The 23,036-nt window shown below is 51.0% G+C and carries 26 protein-coding genes, 1 tRNA gene and 1 other annotated feature; of the genes, 6 read left to right on the forward strand and 21 right to left on the reverse strand.

What is annotated here, in order from left to right:
* Position 1: 1 nt before the first annotated feature.
* The 3 genes from HNR45_RS06290 to HNR45_RS06300 form a co-directional block, all read right to left on the reverse strand.
* Positions 2-1,648 (reverse strand): acyl-CoA mutase large subunit family protein, encoded by a 1,647-nt coding sequence (locus tag HNR45_RS06290; protein ID WP_159822492.1) that lies wholly within the window; start codon positions 1,646-1,648, stop codon positions 2-4.
* Between the two features lie 126 nt (positions 1,649-1,774).
* Positions 1,775-3,286: an acetyl-CoA hydrolase/transferase family protein gene (locus tag HNR45_RS06295; protein ID WP_200841492.1), complete on the reverse strand. Its 1,512-nt coding sequence runs from the start codon at positions 3,284-3,286 to the stop codon at positions 1,775-1,777.
* Positions 3,287-3,713: 427 nt separating this feature from the next.
* The gene (locus HNR45_RS06300; RefSeq protein ID WP_159822494.1) at positions 3,714-4,862 is read right to left on the reverse strand and encodes an O-antigen ligase family protein; all 1,149 of its coding nucleotides are present in this window, start codon (positions 4,860-4,862) and stop codon (positions 3,714-3,716) included.
* A 445-nt stretch (positions 4,863-5,307) separates the two neighbouring features.
* Between HNR45_RS06300 and HNR45_RS06305 the strand changes: the two genes are divergently transcribed.
* The 3 genes from HNR45_RS06305 (at position 5,308) to HNR45_RS06315 (ending at position 6,396) form a co-directional block, all read left to right on the forward strand.
* Positions 5,308-5,496, forward strand: coding sequence for a hypothetical protein (locus HNR45_RS06305; RefSeq protein ID WP_024048754.1), 189 nt, complete (start codon positions 5,308-5,310; stop codon positions 5,494-5,496).
* Between the two features lie 96 nt (positions 5,497-5,592).
* Positions 5,593-6,156 carry an alkyl hydroperoxide reductase subunit C gene (ahpC, locus tag HNR45_RS06310; protein WP_024048755.1) on the forward strand — a complete coding sequence of 188 codons (564 nt, stop codon included), beginning with the start codon at positions 5,593-5,595 and terminating at the stop codon, positions 6,154-6,156.
* A 148-nt stretch (positions 6,157-6,304) separates the two neighbouring features.
* Positions 6,305-6,396, forward strand: a tRNA-Ser gene (locus tag HNR45_RS06315).
* A 373-nt stretch (positions 6,397-6,769) separates the two neighbouring features.
* On the opposite strand, the gene HNR45_RS06325 is transcribed toward HNR45_RS06315, so the two are convergent.
* Positions 6,770-7,270 (reverse strand): flavin reductase family protein, encoded by a 501-nt coding sequence (locus tag HNR45_RS06325; RefSeq protein ID WP_024048756.1) that lies wholly within the window; start codon positions 7,268-7,270, stop codon positions 6,770-6,772.
* A gap of 187 nt (positions 7,271-7,457) precedes the next feature.
* Between HNR45_RS06325 and HNR45_RS06330 the strand changes: the two genes are divergently transcribed.
* The 3 genes from HNR45_RS06330 to citC all read left to right on the forward strand — a co-directional run bounded on the left by HNR45_RS06330 (position 7,458) and on the right by citC (position 9,293).
* Positions 7,458-7,742, forward strand: coding sequence for a hypothetical protein (locus HNR45_RS06330; RefSeq protein ID WP_024048757.1), 285 nt, complete (start codon positions 7,458-7,460; stop codon positions 7,740-7,742).
* A 53-nt stretch (positions 7,743-7,795) separates the two neighbouring features.
* The gene (locus HNR45_RS06335; RefSeq protein WP_024048758.1) at positions 7,796-8,011 is read left to right on the forward strand and encodes a hypothetical protein; all 216 of its coding nucleotides are present in this window, start codon (positions 7,796-7,798) and stop codon (positions 8,009-8,011) included.
* 229 nt (positions 8,012-8,240) lie between these two features.
* Positions 8,241-9,293, forward strand: a complete 1,053-nt coding sequence (gene citC, locus HNR45_RS06340) for a [citrate (pro-3S)-lyase] ligase (protein ID WP_159822496.1) — start codon at positions 8,241-8,243, stop codon at positions 9,291-9,293.
* 78 nt (positions 9,294-9,371) lie between these two features.
* Here citC and HNR45_RS06345 read toward each other — a convergent pair whose 3' ends face one another.
* From HNR45_RS06345 to HNR45_RS06430, 17 genes are all read right to left on the reverse strand, one after another.
* Complete coding sequence (locus tag HNR45_RS06345) at positions 9,372-10,619, reverse strand: iron-containing alcohol dehydrogenase (protein WP_159822498.1); 1,248 nt, start codon at positions 10,617-10,619, stop codon at positions 9,372-9,374.
* Between the two features lie 82 nt (positions 10,620-10,701).
* On the reverse strand, positions 10,702-11,583 hold the full coding sequence (locus tag HNR45_RS06350) for a LysR family transcriptional regulator (RefSeq protein WP_159822500.1): 882 nt from the start codon (positions 11,581-11,583) through the stop codon (positions 10,702-10,704).
* Between the two features lie 37 nt (positions 11,584-11,620).
* Positions 11,621-12,316 (reverse strand): RadC family protein, encoded by a 696-nt coding sequence (radC, locus tag HNR45_RS06355; RefSeq protein WP_159822502.1) that lies wholly within the window; start codon positions 12,314-12,316, stop codon positions 11,621-11,623.
* On the reverse strand, positions 12,316-12,885 hold the full coding sequence (locus HNR45_RS06360) for a Maf family protein (RefSeq protein ID WP_159822504.1): 570 nt from the start codon (positions 12,883-12,885) through the stop codon (positions 12,316-12,318). The genes radC and HNR45_RS06360 overlap by 1 nt, the downstream gene beginning before the upstream one ends.
* Positions 12,885-13,154 (reverse strand): DUF4321 domain-containing protein, encoded by a 270-nt coding sequence (locus HNR45_RS06365; protein WP_024048764.1) that lies wholly within the window; start codon positions 13,152-13,154, stop codon positions 12,885-12,887. Before HNR45_RS06365 ends, HNR45_RS06360 begins: the two co-directional genes overlap by 1 nt.
* Complete coding sequence (locus tag HNR45_RS06370) at positions 13,154-13,861, reverse strand: hypothetical protein (protein ID WP_159822506.1); 708 nt, start codon at positions 13,859-13,861, stop codon at positions 13,154-13,156. The genes HNR45_RS06365 and HNR45_RS06370 overlap by 1 nt, the downstream gene beginning before the upstream one ends.
* 1 nt (position 13,862) lies before the next feature.
* Entirely contained in the window at positions 13,863-14,591 is a 729-nt protein-coding gene (locus HNR45_RS06375) for an HAD family hydrolase (protein ID WP_052098562.1), read from the reverse strand.
* A gap of 176 nt (positions 14,592-14,767) precedes the next feature.
* Positions 14,768-15,199 (reverse strand): HutP family protein, encoded by a 432-nt coding sequence (locus tag HNR45_RS06380; protein WP_034436876.1) that lies wholly within the window; start codon positions 15,197-15,199, stop codon positions 14,768-14,770.
* An 8-nt stretch (positions 15,200-15,207) separates the two neighbouring features.
* Positions 15,208-17,115 carry a threonine--tRNA ligase gene (thrS, locus tag HNR45_RS06385; RefSeq protein ID WP_159822508.1) on the reverse strand — a complete coding sequence of 636 codons (1,908 nt, stop codon included), beginning with the start codon at positions 17,113-17,115 and terminating at the stop codon, positions 15,208-15,210.
* A gap of 38 nt (positions 17,116-17,153) precedes the next feature.
* Positions 17,154-17,359, reverse strand: a binding site (T-box leader).
* Positions 17,360-17,388: 29 nt separating this feature from the next.
* On the reverse strand, positions 17,389-18,114 hold the full coding sequence (locus HNR45_RS06390; protein ID WP_024048769.1) for a coenzyme F420-0:L-glutamate ligase: 726 nt from the start codon (positions 18,112-18,114) through the stop codon (positions 17,389-17,391).
* The gene (locus HNR45_RS06395) at positions 18,114-18,710 is read right to left on the reverse strand and encodes a hypothetical protein (RefSeq protein ID WP_159822510.1); all 597 of its coding nucleotides are present in this window, start codon (positions 18,708-18,710) and stop codon (positions 18,114-18,116) included. Before HNR45_RS06395 ends, HNR45_RS06390 begins: the two co-directional genes overlap by 1 nt.
* A gap of 7 nt (positions 18,711-18,717) precedes the next feature.
* Positions 18,718-19,461 carry a glutamate racemase gene (murI, locus tag HNR45_RS06400; protein WP_159822512.1) on the reverse strand — a complete coding sequence of 248 codons (744 nt, stop codon included), beginning with the start codon at positions 19,459-19,461 and terminating at the stop codon, positions 18,718-18,720.
* On the reverse strand, positions 19,458-19,877 hold the full coding sequence (locus HNR45_RS06405) for an acyl-CoA thioesterase (RefSeq protein WP_024047919.1): 420 nt from the start codon (positions 19,875-19,877) through the stop codon (positions 19,458-19,460). The genes murI and HNR45_RS06405 overlap by 4 nt, the downstream gene beginning before the upstream one ends.
* A 593-nt stretch (positions 19,878-20,470) precedes the next feature.
* Positions 20,471-20,899, reverse strand: a complete 429-nt coding sequence (locus HNR45_RS06415; RefSeq protein ID WP_159822516.1) for a hypothetical protein — start codon at positions 20,897-20,899, stop codon at positions 20,471-20,473.
* A gap of 165 nt (positions 20,900-21,064) precedes the next feature.
* The gene (locus HNR45_RS06420) at positions 21,065-21,598 is read right to left on the reverse strand and encodes a peptidoglycan recognition protein family protein (RefSeq protein WP_159822518.1); all 534 of its coding nucleotides are present in this window, start codon (positions 21,596-21,598) and stop codon (positions 21,065-21,067) included.
* The gene (locus HNR45_RS06425; protein WP_235020595.1) at positions 21,595-22,146 is read right to left on the reverse strand and encodes a phage holin family protein; all 552 of its coding nucleotides are present in this window, start codon (positions 22,144-22,146) and stop codon (positions 21,595-21,597) included. The genes HNR45_RS06420 and HNR45_RS06425 overlap by 4 nt, the downstream gene beginning before the upstream one ends.
* 31 nt (positions 22,147-22,177) lie before the next feature.
* A complete protein-coding gene (locus tag HNR45_RS06430) occupies positions 22,178-23,029 on the reverse strand; it encodes a leucine-rich repeat domain-containing protein (protein WP_159822520.1) in 852 nt (283 codons plus the stop codon).
* Positions 23,030-23,036: the final 7 nt, after the last annotated feature.

Here is a 23,036-nt window from a genome sequence, read left to right on the forward strand (position 1 = left end):
CTTAAACCGTAGCGTGCGCCTGGTATTCACCAAATACGCCGCGCAGTACGTTGCAGATTTCACCCAAAGATGCATATGTGCGTACGCAGTCGAGGATCAACGGCATCAAGTTGACGCTTTCATCTTCGGCGCCTTTGCGCAATGCTTCCAAAGTGGCCTTGACAGCTTCCTGATCGCGACCGGCTTTAACTTTAGCCAATTTCTTAGCCTGCAGTTCGCCAACCGAAGTGTCGACTTTCAGCAAGCCTTCGACCGGTTTTTCTTCGACTTGGAATTTGTTGACGCCAACGATAATACGGTCGCCGGATTCAACTTCCATCTGCCAACGATATGCCGATTCCTGAATTTCTTTCTGGATGTAACCTTTTTCAATCGCGACTACCGCGCCGCCCATTTCGTCGATCTTACGGATGTAGTCTTCCGCTTCTTTTTCGATCGCATTGGTCAACGCTTCTACATAGTACGAGCCGCCCAGCGGATCGACTACGTCAGCCAAACCGGATTCGTACGCAACGATCTGCTGCGTGCGCAACGCGATTTGTACGGATTCCGTCGTCGGCAATGCCAACGCTTCGTCGCGGGAGTTAGTGTGCAAGGACTGCGTGCCGCCGAGAACAGCCGCCGCGGTCTGCAACGCTACACGAACGATGTTGTTGTCGACCTGTTGCGCCGTCAACATCGAGCCTGCGGTCTGCGTGTGTACACGCAATTTCATGGATTTGTCTTTCTTCGCGCCGAAACGGTCTTTCAGGATGCGCGCCCAAAGACGACGGGATGCACGGAATTTTGCAACTTCTTCGAGTACGTTGTTGTGCGCGTTCCAGAAGAAGGACAGACGACCTGCAAATTCGTCGATTTCCATGCCGGCTTTCAGTGCCGCTTCGATGTATGCAATACCGTCAGCGATCGTGAAAGCGATTTCCTGCGCTGCTGTCGAACCCGCTTCACGAATGTGGTAGCCGGAGATCGAAATCGTGTTCCATTTCGGAACGTTCTGCGAGCAGTATTCAAAAATATTGGTGATCAAACGCATCGACGGTTTCGGCGGGAAAATGTAAGTGCCGCGAGCCGCATATTCTTTCAGGATGTCGTTTTGGATCGTGCCGCGCAGCTGGTCAGCGGATACGCCTTGTTTTTCCGCAACGGCAATGTACATCGCCAAGAGGACGGACGCCGGAGCGTTGATCGTCATCGAGGTCGAAACTTTACCCAAGTCGATCTGGTCGAACAGGATTTCCATGTCGGCGAGCGTATCGATCGCAACGCCTACTTTACCAACTTCGCCGGCACTCATCGGATCATCCGAATCGTAACCGATCTGCGTCGGCAAGTCGAATGCGCAGGAAAGGCCCGTCGCACCGTTTTCAATCAGGTAACGGTAACGTTGGTTTGATTCTTCGGCCGTAGCGAAACCGGCATACATACGCATCGTCCAGAGACGGCCACGGTACATCGTCGGCTGTACGCCGCGGGTGTACGGGTAGCTGCCCGGCAGAGCCAGATCGCGTTCATAGTCAAACCCTTCGATATCGAGCGGGGTGTAGACTTTGTTGTGCTTCATGTTCGGACGTTCCGGGTGTTTGGCATACATCTTAGCGACTGTTTCTTCGTATGCCTCCAATTTGGCCTTCAAGGATTCGTTAGCCATGTGTTCATCATCCTCCTAAAAAATATAAATATATATCGGTCTCTTGCGAGACTGACTAACCACAACGCAGCCGCAGCTTAAGCTGTCTTTTCAACGATGCGGGTAAGTCCAAAAAAGGATCGGGTCTTACTGTTTTTTCATGCTCTTGTTATCGGCTAAGCGCTGATGGAAATCAAATGCTTCTTTGAGAATATGCGGGGTTTGCGAGTAGCCGCAAGCTTTTTCCGCACGTTCCAGATAGTCCATCAATTCCGGACGGTAATCCGGATGCGCAATGTTTTCGATAATCACGCGAGCGCGTTCTTTCGGCGAGAGGCCGCGAACGTCGGCAACGCCCATTTCGGAAATGTAGACGTGTACGTCGTGTTCCGTATGGTCGATGTGCGAGCAGAACGGTACGACACAGGAGATGTCGCCGTTTTTCGCGATCGAGTTCGTGAAGAAAATGCTCAGGCCGCCGTTACGAGCGAAGTCGCCCGAACCGCCGATACCGTTCATCATCTTCGTGCCCGATACGTGCGTCGAGTTGATGTTGCCGTAGATGTCCATTTCGAGCGCGGTGTTCATCGCGATAACGCCTAAGCGACGGATGACTTCCGGGTTGTTCGAAATTTCTTGCGGACGCAAAACGATTTTATCGCGGTACCCTTTGATACCTTTGTAGAACCGTTTCAGTCCGTCCGGCGACGGCGAAAGGCTCGTGCCCGAAGCCATCGTCAATTTGCCGGCATCAATCAGGTCGAACATGCCGTCCTGGATAACTTCCGTGTATACGGTCAGGTTTTCATACGGAGAATCAACCAAGCCGCTGATTACGGCGTTTGCTACGTTACCTACACCGGATTGCAACGGGAGCAGGTTTTCCGGCAAGCGACCGTGTTTTACTTCGTTTTGCAAGAAGTCGATGAGGTTGCCGCTCATCTTCTTCGCGTCGTCACCAATCGGGGCGAATGCGCGTGTTTTGTCGGTGATGTCGCACGGTACGATCGCAGCGATTTTGCTGTGGTCCACTTCGATGTACGGAGTACCGATGCGGTCGCCGGCTGCTTCGATCGGAATCGGTTTGCGATGCGGCGGGTTAGCCGGCTGATAAATATCATGCATACCTTCCAATTCGAGCGGTTGCGAAGTGTTCACTTCGATGATTACTTTTTTGGCTTCCGTGACGTATACCGGCGAGTTGCCCAAGGCGGTCGTCGGAATCAGGTGACCTTCTTCAGTAATCGCGCATACTTCAATGATGCACCAGTCTAATTCGCCGAAAAAGCCCGCGCGTACCTGTTGCGCTACGTGGCTCAAGTGCATATCGATGTAGTGCACTTTGCCGGCGTTGATGGCTTTACGCAATACAGAGTTTGTCTGGTACGGGAAGCGGCGGTTCATACCGTCACATTCAACCAGAGCTTGGTCTGCTTCCGGGCCGACCGAGGCGCCGGTCCACAGATCAATTTTGAATTGCTCTTTCTTAATCCGTTCTTCCAATGCGAGTGGTACTGCTTTCGGGTAACCGGACGGTGTAAATCCGCTGATACCGATATGATCATTCGGGTGAATCATGGCGGCCGCTTCTTCTGCGGTCATGACTTTGCCGAGCAGATCTTTACACCGAATTCTGTCGCGAATGTCGTTAATATCCATTCCTTTACCATCTCCTTAAAAAACAACGGAACACGCTATGCCGTACATAGTTCCGAGAAACAAAAAAGGATATCGCCGCCGTCGACGATATCCTTTTCGAGGGAAGAGAAATAGTCAACGGTACCGCAATGCGATAAATCTGGCGTCTCCTAAATTCTTGAATCCCCTCCCTTGTGGACCAACTCCGTATTTTTGCAAAGAGCCTTGTAAATCAGCCCTTCACATATTGTTCGTCTATATGATAGACGATGGGTTTTGCCTTGTCAATCATTACTATTCGGTTTCTAATCTTTCTAAGATACCTAAAAATGCCACTCGACGGTTGTTGTAAAACACCGGTGATTAATTGTAAACCTTGTTATTCTGTTTAAGCATAATGCATATTCAGCTAATCTTCAACGTTTGTTAAGCTTTCTAATTTTTCTTTTCAGCGTTGTCCCAAACGACTCAGCGCACTTTGCAATGCACATAATGTCCAAAACGTGAGTGCCACTGTCCGGTGGAAGAAATTGTAATCGAACAGTCCGTTGATGCTCATAGCGACCACGGCCAATAGCACTCCCAAAGACAGCGCCCGCGCAAGGTGGCTGTCGCTTATCCGGTAGCTGCGCCAGGCCAAAACGCCATGCCCCCAAAAGGCCAGCATGTATAGCGCGAAGCCGATGATTCCGGTCTCCGCCAAGACCGTCAGGTATAAATTATGTGCGTGGTAAATCACAATCGACGGATCCTGAATATAGTAATCATAGTGGGGATACACAAGCGGAAAAGCCGCCCAACCGATCCCGCTCGACCAGTGATCGCCGATCATTTGCCAGGTGCTGCGCCAAAATGCAAAGCGCAGATCCACGGACGTATCGCCGCCGCGGAAAAGAGAAATAAAGCGCTCCGTAATTTGTCCATGATGCAACCAAAGAAATGCGGGGACAGCCAACAAGCCCCAGGCGACCCTTCGATCATAGATAATGGCGGTGACGGTGAGTACCACCAGCATACTCACCCACGCCCCCCGTGAATACGTCAGCAATAACACCAACAATATCAGCAGCAAAAACGCTGCCAGAAGCAAGCGCTTATATCCGCGCTCATAAATCGCAGTAAAACTCGCGAGCACGCTCGCGATAATCAACAAATACGCCCCCAGCAAGTTGGGATTGCCCAGCGTACTGTACATCCGCCGCAGCAGTAGCGGAAAACGTTCGCGATCCACCCATTCCATAGTAAAGCCGTCAAACCCGCCGAAGAAATACTGATACACGCCGATGACACATACAATGACCGCGCCGGCCAATAAGTAGCTTAAAAAATGCACGCATTGCTCGCGCGTGCGTAACTGCCAGGTCACCAGTAAATACATCGCCGCATAGGTGCCGCAGCGATAAAAAAAGTTGTATGCGCTGGCGGAAGGTTCCGGCGCCAACCAGGTGGTGCAATACGCCCAAGCGGCAAACAACATGAGCGCCACTCCCGGCCAACGCAAGGCGCGCAAACGAGCCGGCTCACGCCAAAGCAACACCGCCATAACGGCGCATGCCGAAAACAGCGAAAGCTCCAATCCCATTTGCCACCAGGGCATAAAAAAAGCCGCCGCGTATAATAACCCGCTGCACCATTGCGATAATAATCGGGAATGCGTCTGTACCTGCATGCAGATTCGTTCCTTTCGTAATAACACTAAGCTTATTATAATGCGCGGTATGCGTTCTGTCCACGCAGACAGCGCGAAGGCCTTATGTTGTTCCTTTCTCTGCTCTGTAAAGTTATCAATGGTCGATAAATAACTTCTTTTTCATTTATTCATCATGTTTATTTATATTTCGTAAAGAAAACATTCTTTCCAAACGATATTTCATTTTTCTATTTTTGTGAATTCTTCCATTTACTATATATAAATGTTTTTATATATAAAGATAATATAATCCATATTATCATCAAAATTGATACTTATCAGAAAATCACCTTCTCTTTCCTTGCCACATGATGGTTTTAGGTATGCTACAATAGCAAAAGGAGGAATGCACATGAACAAAGTCAAAATTGGTACAATGGCGATTGCCTTTATGTACACGATTTACCATATCAACAGCGTCGGTTTGAACATCGGTAACGGTCTGGTCCTCGCCGTGGTTTTGTTTTGCATCGCGATCGATTGCTACCGCTATGCCAAACGGCGTACCACCGAAGATAAACACGATTTGTACCGTAAATAAATCAAAATGTTTGCCGAACTATATTGATTTATTTGCATATAATGACTATACTATAAGTAAGAATCATTCATATTAACAACAAGGAGGAATGTAACAATGAGCATGATCGGAAAAAAACTGCCGGAGTTCAAGGCAGATTATTATCAGGCGGGCGAATTAAAGCAACTCACCCATGAGGATGTTTTGGGAAAATGGGCGGTATTCTTCTTTTACCCTGCCGATTTCACGTTTGTATGCCCGACAGAATTAGCTGACTTGGCGGATCACTATGAAAAACTGCAGGAATTAGGCTGCGAAGTTTACAGTGTTTCGACCGATACGCATTTCGTTCACATGGCTTGGGCGAAAGAATCCCCGAGCATTCAGAAAGTCCAATACAAAATGATCGGTGATCCGACCGGTCAATTAGCCCGTTACTTTGATGTCATGAACGAAGCGGAAGGTAGCGCGCAACGCGGTTCCTTCGTCATCGATCCCGAAGGCGTCATCCAGGCCCTGGAAATTCACGCGGACGGCATCGGCCGTAATGCGGATGAATTGGTTCGCAAAGTGGAAGCGGCGCAATTCGTTGCCGAACACGGCGACCAGGTTTGCCCCGCGCGCTGGCACAAAGGTGCGGAAACCTTGAAACCGGGTAAAGATTTAGTCGGTACGATTTAACTTTAAAAAGCCACCCTAAGGGTGGCTTTTTTGTGTCGTGCAGTAAGCGCGATCGCGCGACAGCAAAATAACTTTTTTGTATTCCGATACAGAATAAAATTGACAATCGCCTCTAAATTCGCTACACTAGGAGAGTATTCATGCACGCGGAGAGGTGTCCGAGTGGTTGAAGGTGCATGATTGGAAATCATGTGTACGGCGCAAACCGTACCGGGGGTTCGAATCCCCCTCTCTCCGCCATTTACTTTCGATCAACATAATGCCAAGTAAATGAATTACGGATAACATTAAAAGGCCCGCGATATCGCGGGCCTTTTTCATGCCCGTCGGTGTCCGTGCAACGCCAAGCGCGATCATTTTCCGAATCATCGCAGCGCCCGACAAAAGCATGTATTCTGAGCGTAAAAAAAGAGTTGCCCATGATAGGCCCCGGCATCGTAGCCGAACGCACATGGAAACTTTTTCTATGTTCCTAATCGCAAAAGCCGCAAACCAACAACTTGATGAGCGAAACGCATTGCATTGCCGCCCCGATACATTCGGCGGCGTTTTTTATTTCGTCCCGCGCATCGCCGTGATGTAATCGTCATTTTACCGCGCTTTACACGAGCGCTTATTCCTTCACAAGGACTTTTTCTATTTCGCCGATGTATATTTCATGGAAATCGCGGTCGGGGTAATGCTCGTTAATGATCCTCGTATCAATAAATCCGGCGGGAAGCAGCGGCGCCTGATACAATTTGCGGCAAACGATCACGATCTCGGCTTCCGCAAAATAGGTATAGTCTTCTTCAAACACAGGAGTAAGACCGACTTTGGCGACTTTATCCCCATCGCGACCCGAATGACTACCCAAGTAACCCATCTCTTTTTTATAGTCGCTGCCGAAAAGAGAGAGCGTGTACCGATCCGCGCGATCCATAAATTCTTTGGTGTAACGTTGCGGGCGGATATACACGATCGCCGTCGGGCGCTGCCAAATGACACCGACATGTCCCCAGCTCGCGGTCATCGTATTGTAGCCTTTCATCGTATCGCCGGCGGTCACCAGCCACCACTCATTACCGATCATTTGCGGGGTGACTTGCAGTTCTGTTACGGAAATTTCACGCATAATAGACCTCCTTCAAGCAATATTCCCCTTTTCTTTCATTATACGCTCTGATGCAAGCACGGAAAAATCCAATCGATTTTAATGACACTGAAGTTGGCCGCTTGTTTAGGCGCGAGGAACGGCGTTTTTCCGGTGCGCATGCTATAATGGATACAAATACATCATAAAGTAGCAGAGGAGGAGTGCTATGAGTTGTCCGCACAGTAAATACGATGTTACCAAAATGGATCCGCATGAACGCGCCCGCTATGAGTCGGCGATGCGGCATGTCGAGGCCGCCAAGGCGGCGGGAAAATCGACGGATGAGTGCCATGCGATTTTCCAAACGATCATGAACCGCAAATGGGATGATCCCGTGCCGAATGACGAGGCGCACCGCGAATACGCGGAACGGGTGGAGCGCGCGAAAAAAGCGCGTGACAACGGCGCCGGTTGTAAGGAAATCGCCGCGATTTTGCACGGCGAAAAGTAAAAATATAACTTTTTCCATATAGCGGCGGAACGATTCCGCCCGAAAGGATCAGCATGCATTGTGAACACCATGATCACGATATCGCGCCGGTGACCTCTGCCGAGAAGGCTCGTTCGGAACGCGCGACGCGCGAAGACGACGCGTATTTTGACGGCGTGGTCCGCAACGACCCGCCGGAAACGATCGTTCGCCATGATGATGTCCGCCATGAGGAAAGCGAAGATGATGCGCATCAGGAAGGCGTCGTCGTTCGTCATGACGATGCCTGAGCAGGCGACATCGACACGAACGGGCCGGGCATTCGGGAAAATGCGCGCGCCCACTACGCGCGCGGACCGGTGAGAGCGTCGGTCGCATCGTAAATAAAAAAACAAAGGGCCCCGGTTCGCTTGGGACCTTTTTGCTTTCTTACTCCTCCCATGTCGCGGGAAAGCCGCGCATGCCCCAAACGCTGTGAATTTGGTATAATAAGGTAAACTTATGCAAAGGAGACCGTTTATGTATACAGAACGTGAAATCAACTTACAAGACGCTGCCATGCACCAGCGCCTGATGGATTTTCTGGCCGGTTTTGAATTGACTTTTTCGGGGAATATCGACTATTCCATGGGGATCTTTGACGATGATCGCCTGATCGCGACCGGCTCGCTGAGCGGGCGTGTTTTACGCAATATCGCCATTGATCCGGAGTACCAGGGAAAAGGTCTGACGCACCGCATTCTCGACCATCTGATGGCGGAAGCGAAACGGCGCGGGATCACCAGCTACCAGATCTTTACGAAACCGGAAAAAGTACCGGTTTTCGAACACTCCGGCTTTACCTGCGTCGCGAAAGCGGAGCCGTATGCCGCGCTGCTGGAGTACGGCGATGATACACTGGCGGAATTTTTAGAAAAAACGAAAAAAATCGTCGGTGAACCGGCCGGTCCGGTGCGCGGGTCCATTGTCATGAACTGTAACCCGTTTACCAAAGGCCACCGCGCTTTGATCGAGTACACATCCCAACAGTGTGATGATGTCGTATTATTCGCCGTGCAAGAAGACCGTTCGCTCTTCCCGTTTGCGGATCGTTTAGAATTGATTCGCAAAGGAACCGCCGATCTCGGCAATGTCAAAGTAGTTTCAGGCGGTGATTATATCATTTCGAACGCCACATTCCCGACCTACTTTATCAAAGGCACAGAGGCGCTCGATGCGCAGACGAAACTCGACGCGACCGTGTTCGCGGAGCAGATCGCGCCGGCGCTCGGCATCACCGTTCGTTTCGTCGGTGAAGAACCGACCGACAACACAACCAGCGCGTATAATTCGGCGCTCGGTAAAGTCTTGCCGATGAATGATATGGATTTCAAGATCATTCCCCGTATCCAAAAATCGGGTACTATCGTCAGCGCCTCTAAGGTGCGTGCCGCACTTGCCAACGATGATTGGGAAACGGTCGCGACGATGGTTCCGCAAACCACGTTGGACTACCTGCATTCGGAACGCGGCGCCGCCGTCATTGAAAAAATCAAAAAAGACGCTGCGGCTAAAGCTAAGCTTTCAAAGTAAAACAAATACTAAAAAAAGACGTCCGTACGGACGTCTTTTTTATTTAATGACTACGCCGAGGTTGGCAAAGCAGCGTATTTACTCCTGCTCTGTCATGGGCGATGCAGTCGGCGTCGATGACGACACCGGCTGATAGTTTTTCAGATATTCGACGGCATCCGCGTAAATGCGCTGCACTTCGTCACGCGTCAAGACCTTAAAGCTGCCGAGCTGCGGACGACCCGCCATCGCGCGATCGGTCAGCTCTTCCAAATTGAATTCGATATCTCGAACTTCCTGCGAAGCGACCGGACCGAGCATATCGATTTGGGCAAAGAATTCTTCCGTAAAACGAATTCCTTCCAGCGCGATTTCTTCCTGCGTGCCGAAATCGCGTTCAATGTTCCAGACGGTTCTGCCGTACCGATAGAAACGATGCACATCGGCAGTGTAAACGTATCTCGCCCATGCGCACCAAACGGCCGCCATGCCGACGCCCGAAGAAATATTGTACAAACCCAGCAATTCCTTTTGCAATTCATGAACGGTAATATCCGCCTCGCCGTTGCCGGAACCGGTCAAGTCGTTATGCGCCAGCGCGCTCGCCCACATGACATTGGCTCTGGCGTCATAATTATTCATTTCCGTCAGGATGGTCTGCGAGTTGCGAATCAATACGCGCAGCAGCGCTTCGCAGATATTATCCGTCAGTTCCATCGTCGAATTGTGCGTAAAGTAGTGTTCCATCGTCATAATCATAATTTCGGAAATGCCGCTGTACAGTTCCGCTTTGGAAAGCGGATACGTCAGCATCGGATTCATGATCGCAAAGCGCGGCCGTGCGCCGACCACATTGATAATGCGGCTGACGCGCTGCACCTTATTGGTCAAATGAGTTACCGCACTCATTTCGCCGGAACCCGCCATGGTGGTAGAAATAACGCCTACCGGCAAAACCTCTTCGGCGACGCGTTCGCGGGTAAAATAATCCCAGATATCGCCGTCGTTGACGATACCGATCGCAATGACTTTCGCAAGATTGACGACCGCAGGACCGCCCAGAGCAAGTATAAAATCCACATCTTCAATCCGACCGAGAGCAATCCCCTCATTCGCTTTACGGCGTATCGGCGGCGGGTATACTCCGCCGATATCGTTGTATAAAATGCCCGCTTCATCCAACGATACCTGCACGCGCTCCAATAGGCCGTGGCATTGGCTACATTGTCGGCCATGAATAATCAAGACCTTATGTGCGCCTTCTTTGCGCAACAGCTGACCGACTTCACGCTCACGATCCGATCCGAAAACAACCTTTGTCGGAACGTGATAAGTAAAGTTCTTCATGGAATTCTCCTTTAAAAATACTATTAAGTGATAATAATCTAACTCTATTATATGCTTGTCCTATGGGAGCGTCAAACAAGGTCTAATTTCGCTCGCGAATAAAATCGCAGAACTTCTGCGCAATTGTCGTCAATTTGCGATCTTTGACCGTATAGATATGTTCCGCACCCATGATCTCTTCCGTCGCAATCGGCATGGTGGTAAGACCGATGCCCGTATCCTCATCCGGTTCGCCCATAATCACCGCGATCCCCATGTTGCGCCGCGCCCAATGCATCGCAAACAGATTCGTACTGCAGACAGCACGAATGTCCTGATGCAAACCGCGTTCCCGGAAAAAGCTTTCCAGACGGGGCGCCAGACTGCGCGTCACGCAAAGCGGAACCCCGGCGAGATCCTCAATGGTCAAAGGCTGCAACGGTTTTTTGAGCCATTGCTGCTGATTACTCATCACGGCGGAAAGCGACCGGTAGCGAATGGTGAGCAACTCAAATAAATACCCGCGCGGAATCGGCTCGTTCATAACACCGATGTCGGATACTCCGTTTAACAGCGCTTCCGCCTGCTGATCCACATTGCCCTCGGAAAAAATGGAACGAAACTGCGGATTCTCTTTCGTAAAGGGCTGCAAATAGGTGTCGATAAAGCCGTTGACCGCGCCCGGCGTAATCGAGATGCGCAAAGTACCTTCCTCGCCCTGCGCCACACCTTGCACCTCATGCTTGAGTTCGTCCGCCAAACGGACAATGTCTTTGGCGCGGCGATAGAAAAGTTGCCCCGCTTCGGTGAGTTCGATGCGTCGACCGCCGCGGTGCGTGATGATCAAATCCGCTTTGTAATTCGTCTCAATTTGCTTCAATTGCGCGCTTAACGCAGGCTGTACCATGTTCAGTCGCTTCGCCGCCTCGGTCAATGTCTGCGAGTCGACCATCATAATAAAATTGCGAAAATATTCGATATCCATGCGCGTGCTCCTTTCCCATTGCTTTCCCCGACAATGGTCACACAGAAGGCCGGAATAAATGTTCCCGACGCAAGCTTACAAATGTTCCCGCACCGATGACCACATGATCGAGCACCGGTATATTTAAGACTTCACCGGCGGCGTTAAACCGCTCGGTTAATGTGATATCCGCCCCGGAAGGAGTCGGATCACCGCTCGGATGGTTATGCACCAGGATCATTGCCGCCGCGTTCCAACGGATCGCATCTTTCATCGCCAGTCGCACATCGGCGACGCTTTGATCCAAACTGCCACGCGATTGTTCCACCGCGGCGAGCAAACCGTTTTTCGTGTTCAGATAGCAACAGTAAAACACTTCCTGCGGCAAATCTCGCAACTGCGGCAGAAAATACCGCGCGACCGCCTCCGGATCGGAAAAATCGCTGCGCGTTTGCGGTTTACGTTGCGCCAGACGTTTCCCCAATTCAATCGCCGCGCAGAGGGTCGCCGCTTTACTGACGCCGATGCCTTTGACCGTCAGCAGGTCTCGCCAATGGAGTGAGCCGTAGCGCGACGGATCGCCTCCGATCCACTGGTCTTCGACCGCTCGCGCGAGCTCAATCACCGACTGACCGGGAATCCCGCTTTTTAAGATCAAAGCGATCAGCTCCACTTCGGTCAGTTGTTCCGGCCCCTGCGTCAAAAGTTTCTCGCGCGGCCGCTCCGCCTCTGTCAAATCGCAAATGCGTGCCATTACCATTCCACTCCGTTTTCCGTGAGCAGCCGATACGTCGCATGCAAGGGCAAACCGACCACATTGGTGTAACTTCCGGCGATGGCGGAGATCATCAATGCCGCCGTTCCCTGGATGGCGTAAGCGCCGGCCTTATCCGTCCATTCGATGCCGGCCAAATACGTTTCCAGCAACGCTTGCGGCCAAGGCTCCATTTTGACCTCAGTGGTCACCGACCGCGTGATCGCCTCGCCCGACGGAAGAAGCAACGCCAGTCCCGTAACGACATAGTGTGTCCGACCGCCGAGCGAGGTAAGCATAGCCTTCGCCATCTCCCGATCGCGCGGCTTGCCGAACACCGCATCATCGCAAACCACCAGCGTATCCGCGCCCAACACCGCCAACTGCGGCATGTGAGAGATCGCCGCGCCGGCGCGCGCTTTGCCAAGCGCCTGTTCTTGCACCAAGGCCGCCGGGGCATGCTCGCTTTGGTTGCGTTCCCGGTACTCCGGCGTAATCACGGTAAAATGAGCGCCCGCTTTTGTCAGCAGCTGTTTACGGCGCGGTGATGCCGATGCCAAAATCCACATCAGATCCTCCGAAATACCCATACGGCAATAATCATGCCGATTACGCTTAATAAGTTCGGCGCAAATCGAATGCCGAAATCAATTTCAAGTATCAAGAGATTTAAATGAATATTTTGCAGATCAAGCAAGGTATACTGCCGAACTAAGTACGGCATGATGCCGGAGAAGGAGACCGACCCCAGAAGATCCGCCAAAATCCCGCCCAAAAGCGCTCCGACAAAAAGGAACAAAAGCAGCATTAAGATGCCGCGAGTACCGCTCCAACGCATCACTTCGCCTGCTTTCTTGCGGCTTTCAAACGCTCGACTTCATCCATACGTTTGCTTTCGTCCAAAAGCACATGGTAGGTGGTTTCCTCTTCGGTGATCCCCACCCGCCCCGGCAAGTATTCATTCAAGCCGAGCAAAAATTGCGGTTCCGCTTTGAACAACGCGCGACCGAATTGCGGTTTTTTACCCGGCCGCGGAATTTTACAGAATAGAGCGTACAACGGGCGGGAATCCAAAAGCGAATACCAACGCCATTTGTAGCGGAACTTCACGTTATTCGCGACCCGCGCTTTGTGCGTATGTACCCCGTAAAGACAGTCGTACGGAATTTCCGTGCGATGCGTGCGAAACCAGGTGCGATATTCACAAATCAGCGCCGTATCGGTCAAACGCAAATGGTAACTGGTAAGCGCCTGCCCCAGCAAATAGTAGATCGCGAACAACACGAAAATAATGCTCGCGTAATCGATGCTCCCCCAGAAACTTTGCGTCGCCTGATAATGATCCATCATGCGCCCCAGATCCCAGATGAAAAATACCGCCACCAAAAAAGCGACGCCGAGCACCGGCCAACGACTGCCCGAATTGTCCGACTCATCTTCATAAATAGGATCACCTACCACCGATAATATCTGTTTGGGAAAAACGGGATTGGCCGTCGTCCCGCGACGTTCTTCCGTCATTTCCGGTTCCCCATTTTGATTCATGCTATTCTCCTTTTCCCGCTGCCGGGTGCATAGGCGGCTCTTCCGTATCCGCTTCATCTAACAGTTGTTGAAATGCATCCGCCGGGATTAATTCCGGCAACGCCCGCCACGGCTCATACCCTTGCAGTTTTTCCAAACTGCGTGAACCGGTAGCAACCGCAATCGTATACGCGCCGATTTTTTTGCCGCATTGAATATCGTGCTCCGTGTCACCGATGATAAATATTTTTTCCAGTTCCGCGCCCCACTTGGACCGCGCCAACGCGCCGGCGCGCCGCGCGACATCAATACGATTGAAATCATCGCCGGCGAAGCCGCTGTGATCGAAATCGAAATAGCTCGCCAAACCGTAATGGGTGAGCTTGAGTTCCGCGCCGCGACGACTGTTGCCCGTCAAGAGCAACTGATCATAATTGGGCATGCCGCTGAAATACGCCAGCAATTCTTTGACATACGGCAGAGTTTTTCCTTTCGTTTCCTGCATATAGTAGAGCAGCGTTTCTTCGTATTGACGGCTGAATTGATGTACGTCGTCAAGCGTCGGTTCTTTTTGCAGCGCGTGCCGCAAAATTTCACGACAGATAAAATTATCCGTGCGTCCCCCCGCATCAAATCGCGGTAACGTCGCATCCGGTCCCATCATTTCCGTCAACGTATGCTCAATCGCAAGAAAGCCGGCATGGCCGGTATACACAAGCGTCTGGTCAATATCCCAAAAAAGTACGTTCATGCCATTCCTCCCCATCGATTGGTGGTGTTACGGAAGATAATATCTCATTTATTTATTATATCATACTTAAATACCGATCATCGCCCGTGAATCGGCAAAAATAAAGGTGCACAATGTGAATTTACGACGCGGATACGATCAAAAAAAGACATGCGGATGCATGTCTTTTTTTATTTTCAGATATTGTCATACACGGCGCGATGCCCGATGCCCGCCACCACTTCGTTAAAGTGCAGCACGCCGACGGTGCCGTAAATAGCGACAACGAGATGATCGCCTTTGCGGGCAATGGCGATTTTACCACCGATATTTTGGCCGAGCGCTTTCATTTTAATCGCCTCGACCGCCGACTGGACCGCGCCGACGACCGCTCCTTCACCGACGTGGGTATCGGAAACAATACCCGTACGCTGGGCGGCTACCACCGTATGCTCAATCAGTTTGGGTAAAATCGTGATAAACACGCCGCCGAAATCCACCGCCGCCGTTTTAAACCCGGCCTCGGAAAATTCTTTACGCAATGTGTTTTCTTCCGCGCGCGAAGACGTGAGCGCCAACTTCATGGCCACACGACCGACGTCACTGCTGGAATATTCATGGGTACCCATAAGCGACCTCAGCCTTGCCGTTCGCGAACCGCTTTCTGCAAGTCCGCGATAAAATCTTGCAGCGCCACATCGTTGGTTTCTTCGCCCGCGCGGTTGCGGATCGAAATCGACTGCGCTTCCACTTCTTTATCGCCCAGGATCAACATGTACGGTACTTTTTCCAGTTGCGCGCCGCGGATTTTGTAACCGAGTTTTTCGTTGCGTGCATCCGCCTGCGCCCGCAATCCCGCCTGATTGAGTTGACGAGCTACTTCGTTGGCGTATTCCAGATGACGCTCCGCGACCGGAATGACCTTCACCTGTACCGGCGCGAGCCAAACCGGGAATTTGCCGGCGTAGTGTTCAATCAAAATGCCGATGAAGCGTTCGATACTTCCGAAACCGGCGCGGTGAATCATGACCGGACGATGTTTTTCGCCATCTTCGCCGATATAGGTCATGTCAAAACGTTCCGGCATCTGCATATCTAACTGGATCGTGCCGCACTGCCAGGTACGTCCGAGCGAATCTTGAATGTGGAAGTCCAGTTTCGGTCCGTAGAACGCGCCGTCGCCGGGGTTGATCTTGTACGATACGCCCGCGGATTCGATCGCATCATGCAACACGGTCGTCGCTAGCTCCCACAGATCATCATCGCCCATCGAATCTTCCGGACGCGTGGAGAGTTCCACGTGGTATTCCAAACCGAAAGCGGAGTAAATCCGATCAAAAAGTTCGAGGACTTTCAGTACTTCTTCTTTCATCTGGCTCGGCAAAATGAACAAATGCGCATCGTCCTGCGTGAAGCAGCGAACGCGGAACAGACCGTGCAACGCGCCGCTCATTTCATGACGATGAACCAAGCCGAGCTCGGCGACCCGCAACGGGAAATCGCGGTAGCTCTTCGGCGAATCCTTGTAGTACAGGATACCGCCCGGGCAGTTCATCGGTTTGATCGCGTAATCTTCTTCATCAATCTGCGTGAAGTACATGTTGTCACGGTAATGATCCCAGTGACCGGAGCGCACCCACAGATCGCGATTCAAAATCACCGGAGTGGAAATTTCATCGTAGCCGTATTCGTGATGCAGCTCCCGCCAAAAGGCCAGCAGCTCGTTGCGCAAAACCATTCCTTTCGGATGGAAAAACGGGAAGCCCGGGCCTTCCGGCTGGAAGCTGAACAAATCAAGTTCTTTGCCCAATTTACGATGATCACGGCGTTCCGCTTCCGCCAACACGAACAGGTAGTGATCCAATTCTTCCTGGCTGCCGAAGGCGGTACCGTAGACACGCTGCAGCATTTTATTTTTTTCATCGCCGCGCCAGTAGGCGCCCGCGACGCTCATCAGTTTGAACGCTTTGACCTTGCCGGTCGAAACGACGTGCGGGCCCGCGCAAAGGTCGGTAAATTCGCCCTGCGTGTAGAAGGTAATGGTTTCGTTCGCCGGCAGATCGCGGATCAGTTCTTCTTTATAAATTTCTCCCTCGGCTTTGAAATGTTCCATCGCCGCGTCGCGTTTCATCACTTCACGCACGAGTTTGTGGTTTTCTTTCACGATCTTTTTCATTTCTTTTTCGATCGCGGGGAAATCTTCCGGCGAGAACACATGCTCGGTGTCCATGTCGTAGTAAAAGCCGTTATCGATCGCCGGTCCGATCGCGAGTTTCGTATCCGGCCACAGGCGCAAAATCGCCTGCGCCATAATATGCGCCGCCGTATGACGGATCGCGTGCAGGCCTTCGGGGCTCGCACCGTCAAAAAATTCGACGTGCGCGCCGTCGACGACCGGACGCGATAAGTCCGTCAACTCACCGTCGACTTTCGCGACAACCATTTTTTTCGCCATGCTGTTGCTGATCGCTTTCGCGACATCCAGCCAGCTGCTTTCGTTTGCTACCTCGCGCACGCTGCCGTCCGCCAAATGGATTTTTGCCATAGTATCTGCTCCTTTTGCAATAAAAAAACTTTCGCCCCTAATGGGACGAAAGTTAATTCGCGGTTCCACCCAAGTTAATCCGTACGGATTCTCTCGATCGTGATAACGGGTCAGCCCGGCCGTTCATTTCCGAACGGCGACTCCAAGGCGGTAACAATCACTGTGGTAACGAGCGCTTGCAGCCGTGACGCTCTTCTCTTGAGTTACCTGGCAATGACGGTCATGTCCTTTTCGTGGTCATTGAAATCTTTTGATATTGTCAGTATTGTACGTCTATTTCTGTGATTTGTCAAGCGGCGGCAATGGCGGCGGTAATGTATCGGTGAACGAATCTTGCGGAAGTGTCGGACGTGCTTTGCCGCCGGAGTAGTTTTGAATGACGACAATCGGTGTTTTTTGGCTGGCGTTGCCGAACGGATTATCAATCAAAAGTTGCGCGATTTCCTGCGCGTCGATGCCTTTGCTCGTGCCCAGTACCGCGCTTCTTTTCAAATCATTCACATCCGCAATCACGGCGCCGTGGCAACCGAGGCGGTCAGCGATTTCATCGCAAACCTCATCCGTTTCATCCGGACCGTACACGATGCATTTGTCAAACGGAGGCATCGTTCCCGTGACATCGTCAACCAGGGACGCCTGCCGGCAGTGCGCATACCATACGCCGCGTTTGCCGAACAGTTTCGCGATAAAGCCGACGATGAACCAAAAAAGCATGCGCCATTCGCCTTCCGCGTTCATCGCGGCCTGCATACCGTAAATCGTCGACATCGAACCTTCCGCCGGCACAAAGCGATTCATCAGTCGCGCCTGCCAGGAAACTTTCAAATCTTCCGGACGTACATAGCGGCCCTGCGTGATCGCGACTACGCTTTCCGCCACGCACACCACATCATGCGGCCCGATCAAAAAATGTCCGTACTCATATACGGCATCGACAATGTCGTCCGCCGCCGTCAAAATACGCGTCGGGATCGGGATGAGTTTCATCTGTTCGTTCATCAGCGTACCCCTTTCTCCTGCAACAGCGCCTGGCGCAAATGCGTGCCGGAAACAAGGAAGCGGGTGCGTTCATAACGGGCATCGCTGCGTCCGTACACGTAGTAAAGTACATCGATCGGAAATTCTCCAAGATCACCGATGGCGGTAGCGATCGGACCCTCCAATGAACGTAAAGTAACGACAATGGTCAAGAGAGCGTCTTTTTTACGCGGCACAAGGTACGCTTCCCAATATCCATCATCGCGAGGTTCATCCGCTCGCGATAAGCAGGCGTCGACGCGTAATGACGGATACTGTTCTCGCGGCAAGTAGGCGCGCGGAAAGCAATCCATCACGGTCCCCTGTTGACGACCGATATTGCGCAATGCCGCTTCGATCGTAAACGTCACTTCCGTCGGCGTCACCTTCGTAACGACCAGCGGCGGCTGCGGAACGGCGCGACGATAGCCTTTGCGTTCACCGCGACGCGCGCCGGGGAAGAACACCTTCCACTTCGCATCGCCCTGCCGCGCCGCATGCAGCGCCGCCAGCAGCTGCACGACGGCGATAATAACAAGAACGGCAATAATTACATTTAATAAATAATAGCCCCACATTTTTGCTTCACTCCTCGATCGTCACTTGACGGGCCGTGGCGTTCGGTCCGAATAAGCGGAAAACCCACATGGCCGCACAGCCTTCCTGCGTAAATGTATACTCCGTTCGACCGTCACCTTGCGACTGCTCGCCCAACGCGTGACGAGCCGCTTTCGCTGTCGCCTGCGCCGGGTCAATGAATCGGCACGCCGGCGAAAGTTTCTGCCAATCGTTTAGGACCAGCGGATAATGCGTGCAGCCGAGAATCGCCGCGTCACATTCAGAAAGCAACGAACGGCATTCTTCCAGCAGCTGTTCGATCTCTTCACGGCGATAGTGTTCAATGGCCGAGGCCAAGCCGGGACAGGCGTGCGTCACCACATCCACCGCCGGATAACGTTCGGCTAACGATTGTTGGTACGTTCCCTTGGCGATCGTCGCCGGCGTCGCCAACACAGCCACGCGTTTTTCCGTAGGTAACAACGCCACGTCCGTCTGCATGCCGATCACCGGTATGGGCAGCTCGTGTCGCAGCAAATCCAGCGCCTGTACCGTAATCGTATTGCAAGCTACCACCAGTCCCGTCACTTCATGCGCCAACAACCATTTCCCCAACTGCAGAGAGTACTTTTTAATTTCCTCCGGCGATCGTGTACCGTAGGGATTGCGCGCGGTATCGCCCAAGTAGAAAAAATCCGCCTGCGGCATCGCCTGACGCAGCTCTTTCAATACGGAAAGGCCGCCCACGCCGGAGTCGATAACGCCGATCATTCGGAATCTCCCGGTTCCATCATCGCCCGCAAACGATCATAGTATTTCATCGGCAGGCGCAAAATTTTGCCGGTTTGTACCGACGTAAAGGTGCCTTTCGTCTTGCCCGTGACGATCAACGTGCCGTCTTTCGGACGCACGATTTCATACGCGAAGACAATTTGCGCCCGCGTCAGCTTGATGAGTTTCGCATGAACTTCAAGCTCATCATCATAATACGATGAATGGTGGTAATCGACTTCCACATGTAAAATCGGAAAAACGATTTCATCACGCATCATGTCGCCGAGCGGAATGCCCGCCTGACGAAAAAATTCCACACGCGCGGCTTCAAACCACAAAATATAATTGGCATGGTGTGTGACCTGCATGCCGTCCGTGTGATAAAAACGTACCCGTACGGGGTAGGAAAACATAATCATCATCCTTTATTTCATATTCACATTCATAATACTATTTATTGTAGTCTCGCGCCCGCGTAATGTCAAAGCGGCTTGCCGTTTTGACGGCGCTTGCGTATACTAAAAACAAAAACGAGGAACTTGCCATGATCATTATTTGCCCGTATTGCAAAAAAGAGCTAACCCTGTTTCAAAGCCAGGTAGAACGTCGACGCGGACGCATTCGCTGCGTCGGTTGCAGCGCCGTGATCCCCTATGATCTCGATAAGAAGAACAGATTAAAAAAAAACCACAAATAGGCGTTTGTTGCGTATGGATCTTTCTTGTGGGGGAAAATTGGGGGAAAATTATTTCAAATAAAAAAGCGGAGCAGGTAAAAATCCTGCTCCTTTTTGATTTTGCACATCTCTAAATCAAGCTCTACTTTACCGCCTGCTTGTATTTGACAACACTTATATATTCTGGTACTCTGGCTACCGATGGAGCTGGGGCGTGTACGTTACAAACCAGACCGAGACAAGCCATGATACAAATGTGTCATGGCTTGTTTTCTTTATGCGCTTTCAAGTAACTTTCGAGTAGCTTTCAAGTAACTTTCGAGTAACGGCTTATTTAACCGCCGCCGCAATTACCGCGGCTACGGCAATAATCTGCCACGCCCGCTTTTTATACTCAAGGCTCGTTCGCTTTTTCAGCTCTTCTTTTTTCCACTGAATTAACGACTGCTCTGATTCTTTCAATGCTGTTTCTGTCTGCATCAAGGACCGCCGCTGCTCGATCTGCAACATCTTCAACCGTTCCAACTCCGCTTTCAAGTTGTTGTTGCTCTTGTTCAAGCCGCCCGACGCTGCTTTCAATTCGTTTATTAATTGTTGCCGCTCGTTCGTTCTCATCTCGAGCGCGCTCAATTCTGATGTTAGTGTCTGCCATTCCTCCGCCGTCAATGTCACCGGCGCCGCTTTCACCGAAAATCCACCAAATAAAAAAGCCGCCAACAAAAGCGGCAAGTAAATATATAACAATCTTTTTCTTTGCAATCGTTCTCACCCCTTCATGTAGTACGTGAATAAATTTCACATACTATATATAGATCAGGATATAAACAAGCCACCACAACCGCCACAACCGTCGTATTTATATCCAAATCAACGAAAAACCGCCCAAATCGGCGCTGTTTTTGTTTTTAGGTATAAATACATGCGTTACTTTAACAATACGCCCCATTGTTGCGCGTACCATACCGCTTTTCCGACGATTATGTCCCTGCCGCTTTTTCCCGCCTCTTGTGGTAGTGACATCATGTCAACGCGTTCGCTTCCGTACCCGTCAACCTCCGCCCAATAATGGTGGTCGTGTATGTCCGCCGTTTGCACGCCTAAGCCAACGGCTAAATACGCAACTACACGCGCCATTGCCTCCACTTGTTTGTCCGTCGGTGGATAGTCGCCCCAATTCGTTACAGTCCCGTCTGCCCATACGTCGCCCAAACCGTAACAACAAGCTATTGCAATACCTAAATTGCCGGTATTGCGCCGCCAAGTATGCGCGCCGCGTTCGTCAAAATTACAAGTAATGTAAATCTGCCCCGACCCGTCAATCACAACATGATAGGCGGAGTGGTCCACATCGTAATACGTTCCGGCCGTCCAATGTAGAGTAATTTTATCCACGTAACCGCGCCCGCGCATGATATGCGGATCAAAGGCGGACAAGTCGAGAATTTTTTCAATAATCATAATTTTACTCTTTTCTCGATTTTATCCTTGACCAAGTCAAGAAAATGACCCATTGCCACATTGCCGCCGTCGCGCATGTTTTCCAAAATGGATAAAAATTCAGATGCGCCGAGATACAACCACACGAGATTAACGGCGAACCCTGCTCCGGTCATAAAGTCCCAACAGAAGCCCGCCGCCGTTGCTATTGTGTAGGTTATGACTTTGTAAATAAAGCCCTTTCGACAAAAACGCGACGTGATTCGCTTTTCAGCAAACGCAACAGGGATTGCCAGCCACTTGTCCGCTCCGGATATGTTTTCCGGCTTTGCGCCTTTCTCGATGAGCATCTGATACGTAATAGCGCTCCACTTGGTAGTAAGGTCAATCAGTACCAACAAAATAAACACGCCCAAGACTTGAATGTGTTTAATCTGTATTAAGCAGACGGCCGCGCCACCAATAGCGGAAAAAGCCGACTTCACCCACCAAGCGTCGGCAAGCCGCGTCATTGCCTCCGCCACGCCATGAATAATTTCGTTTATTTCTTTCAACATAATTCGCCCCATTAAAAAAGCACCCTCAAAAGGTGCTGATAAATTACACATTGACCCACGACATGGTGTTCCAGTTGACTTTTTTCGTTTTATCTGGGTTGTAAACGGTTGCCCTTTTGGTAATAACCGCATTATCAGTCGGTTTCCATTTCTCCGACAGAATAATCGTTTCTAAGCTGCCGCACCCGGAAAAAGAACCAGTGCCAATACTTGTACATTGCGGCATAGATATGCTCGTAAGTGATGAACAATGATAAAACGCTGCCTCTTCGACAGTAGTGCACGCTGGAAAGGAAACCTCACTTAACCTAGAACACTGACTAAATGCCGAATCTTTTATTATTTTTACGCTCTTAGGAAACTTAAGCAATCCGGATCGGTTAAGATTGTATTGCGCCACAACTTCTTTGGTAATGGCCTCTGTTCCTTTGGGAACACAGCATACTGTAAGTTCAACCTTAGCGCTATTTGTTCTCCCAGCGTAATCAATCCATTGAATGGTAATTTCGCCTTGTTTTAAGCTGGCAAGTCCGGTTAGAATCCAATTGCCGTCGTTATCCGACACAGTCGTTTTTCCTCCGTACATAATTTTTACGTTAGGAGGCGCCGTCCCTACTAGCTCGGTGTCACCTTCTTCTATTGTTTCAACGTCAACCGCCTGTAACGTAATAACCGGAAAAATCGTTTCCAAGCCTCGGAAGTTATCCATGTCATAATTGCGCTCTTTTAACCACTGATAAAATGCATCAACGCTTTCCCCTTGTTTGTCCGGCTCTACAATATACACTTCATTGTCTTTCAGTCGCCCCGCGTCTTTCTCCTCAAAATAGGCGGCTGTATTCATCTTGTTAATAATAAGATTAGTAACCGCTTGCGTACTGATTTTTTCTGCCATTGACTAT

The organism is Negativicoccus succinicivorans (assembly GCF_014207605.1).
GTDB lineage: Bacteria > Bacillota > Negativicutes > Veillonellales > Negativicoccaceae > Negativicoccus > Negativicoccus succinicivorans.

Bases quoted from the DNA above. Each gene is read 5' to 3' on its own strand.
- HNR45_RS06290 (WP_159822492.1), bottom strand. From the start codon at position 1,648: ATGGCTAACGAATCCTTGAAGGCCAAATTGGAGGCATACGAAGAAACA.
- HNR45_RS06295 (WP_200841492.1), bottom strand. From the start codon at position 3,286: ATGGATATTAACGACATTCGCGACAGAATTCGGTGTAAAGATCTGCTC.
- HNR45_RS06300 (WP_159822494.1), bottom strand. From the start codon at position 4,862: ATGCCCTGGTGGCAAATGGGATTGGAGCTTTCGCTGTTTTCGGCATGC.
- HNR45_RS06305 (WP_024048754.1), top strand. From the start codon at position 5,308: ATGAACAAAGTCAAAATTGGTACAATGGCGATTGCCTTTATGTACACG.
- ahpC (WP_024048755.1), top strand. From the start codon at position 5,593: ATGAGCATGATCGGAAAAAAACTGCCGGAGTTCAAGGCAGATTATTAT.
- HNR45_RS06325 (WP_024048756.1), bottom strand. From the start codon at position 7,270: ATGCGTGAAATTTCCGTAACAGAACTGCAAGTCACCCCGCAAATGATC.
- HNR45_RS06330 (WP_024048757.1), top strand. From the start codon at position 7,458: ATGAGTTGTCCGCACAGTAAATACGATGTTACCAAAATGGATCCGCAT.
- HNR45_RS06335 (WP_024048758.1), top strand. From the start codon at position 7,796: ATGCATTGTGAACACCATGATCACGATATCGCGCCGGTGACCTCTGCC.
- citC (WP_159822496.1), top strand. From the start codon at position 8,241: ATGTATACAGAACGTGAAATCAACTTACAAGACGCTGCCATGCACCAG.
- HNR45_RS06345 (WP_159822498.1), bottom strand. From the start codon at position 10,619: ATGAAGAACTTTACTTATCACGTTCCGACAAAGGTTGTTTTCGGATCG.
- HNR45_RS06350 (WP_159822500.1), bottom strand. From the start codon at position 11,583: ATGGATATCGAATATTTTCGCAATTTTATTATGATGGTCGACTCGCAG.
- radC (WP_159822502.1), bottom strand. From the start codon at position 12,316: ATGGCACGCATTTGCGATTTGACAGAGGCGGAGCGGCCGCGCGAGAAA.
- HNR45_RS06360 (WP_159822504.1), bottom strand. From the start codon at position 12,885: ATGTGGATTTTGGCATCGGCATCACCGCGCCGTAAACAGCTGCTGACA.
- HNR45_RS06365 (WP_024048764.1), bottom strand. From the start codon at position 13,154: ATGCGTTGGAGCGGTACTCGCGGCATCTTAATGCTGCTTTTGTTCCTT.
- HNR45_RS06370 (WP_159822506.1), bottom strand. From the start codon at position 13,861: ATGAATCAAAATGGGGAACCGGAAATGACGGAAGAACGTCGCGGGACG.
- HNR45_RS06375 (WP_052098562.1), bottom strand. From the start codon at position 14,591: ATGAACGTACTTTTTTGGGATATTGACCAGACGCTTGTGTATACCGGC.
- HNR45_RS06380 (WP_034436876.1), bottom strand. From the start codon at position 15,199: ATGGGTACCCATGAATATTCCAGCAGTGACGTCGGTCGTGTGGCCATG.
- thrS (WP_159822508.1), bottom strand. From the start codon at position 17,115: ATGGCAAAAATCCATTTGGCGGACGGCAGCGTGCGCGAGGTAGCAAAC.
- HNR45_RS06390 (WP_024048769.1), bottom strand. From the start codon at position 18,114: ATGAACGAACAGATGAAACTCATCCCGATCCCGACGCGTATTTTGACG.
- HNR45_RS06395 (WP_159822510.1), bottom strand. From the start codon at position 18,710: ATGTGGGGCTATTATTTATTAAATGTAATTATTGCCGTTCTTGTTATT.
- murI (WP_159822512.1), bottom strand. From the start codon at position 19,461: ATGATCGGCGTTATCGACTCCGGCGTGGGCGGCCTTTCCGTATTGAAA.
- HNR45_RS06405 (WP_024047919.1), bottom strand. From the start codon at position 19,877: ATGTTTTCCTACCCCGTACGGGTACGTTTTTATCACACGGACGGCATG.
- HNR45_RS06420 (WP_159822518.1), bottom strand. From the start codon at position 21,598: ATGATTATTGAAAAAATTCTCGACTTGTCCGCCTTTGATCCGCATATC.
- HNR45_RS06425 (WP_235020595.1), bottom strand. From the start codon at position 22,146: ATGGGGCGAATTATGTTGAAAGAAATAAACGAAATTATTCATGGCGTG.
- HNR45_RS06430 (WP_159822520.1), bottom strand. From the start codon at position 23,029: ATGGCAGAAAAAATCAGTACGCAAGCGGTTACTAATCTTATTATTAAC.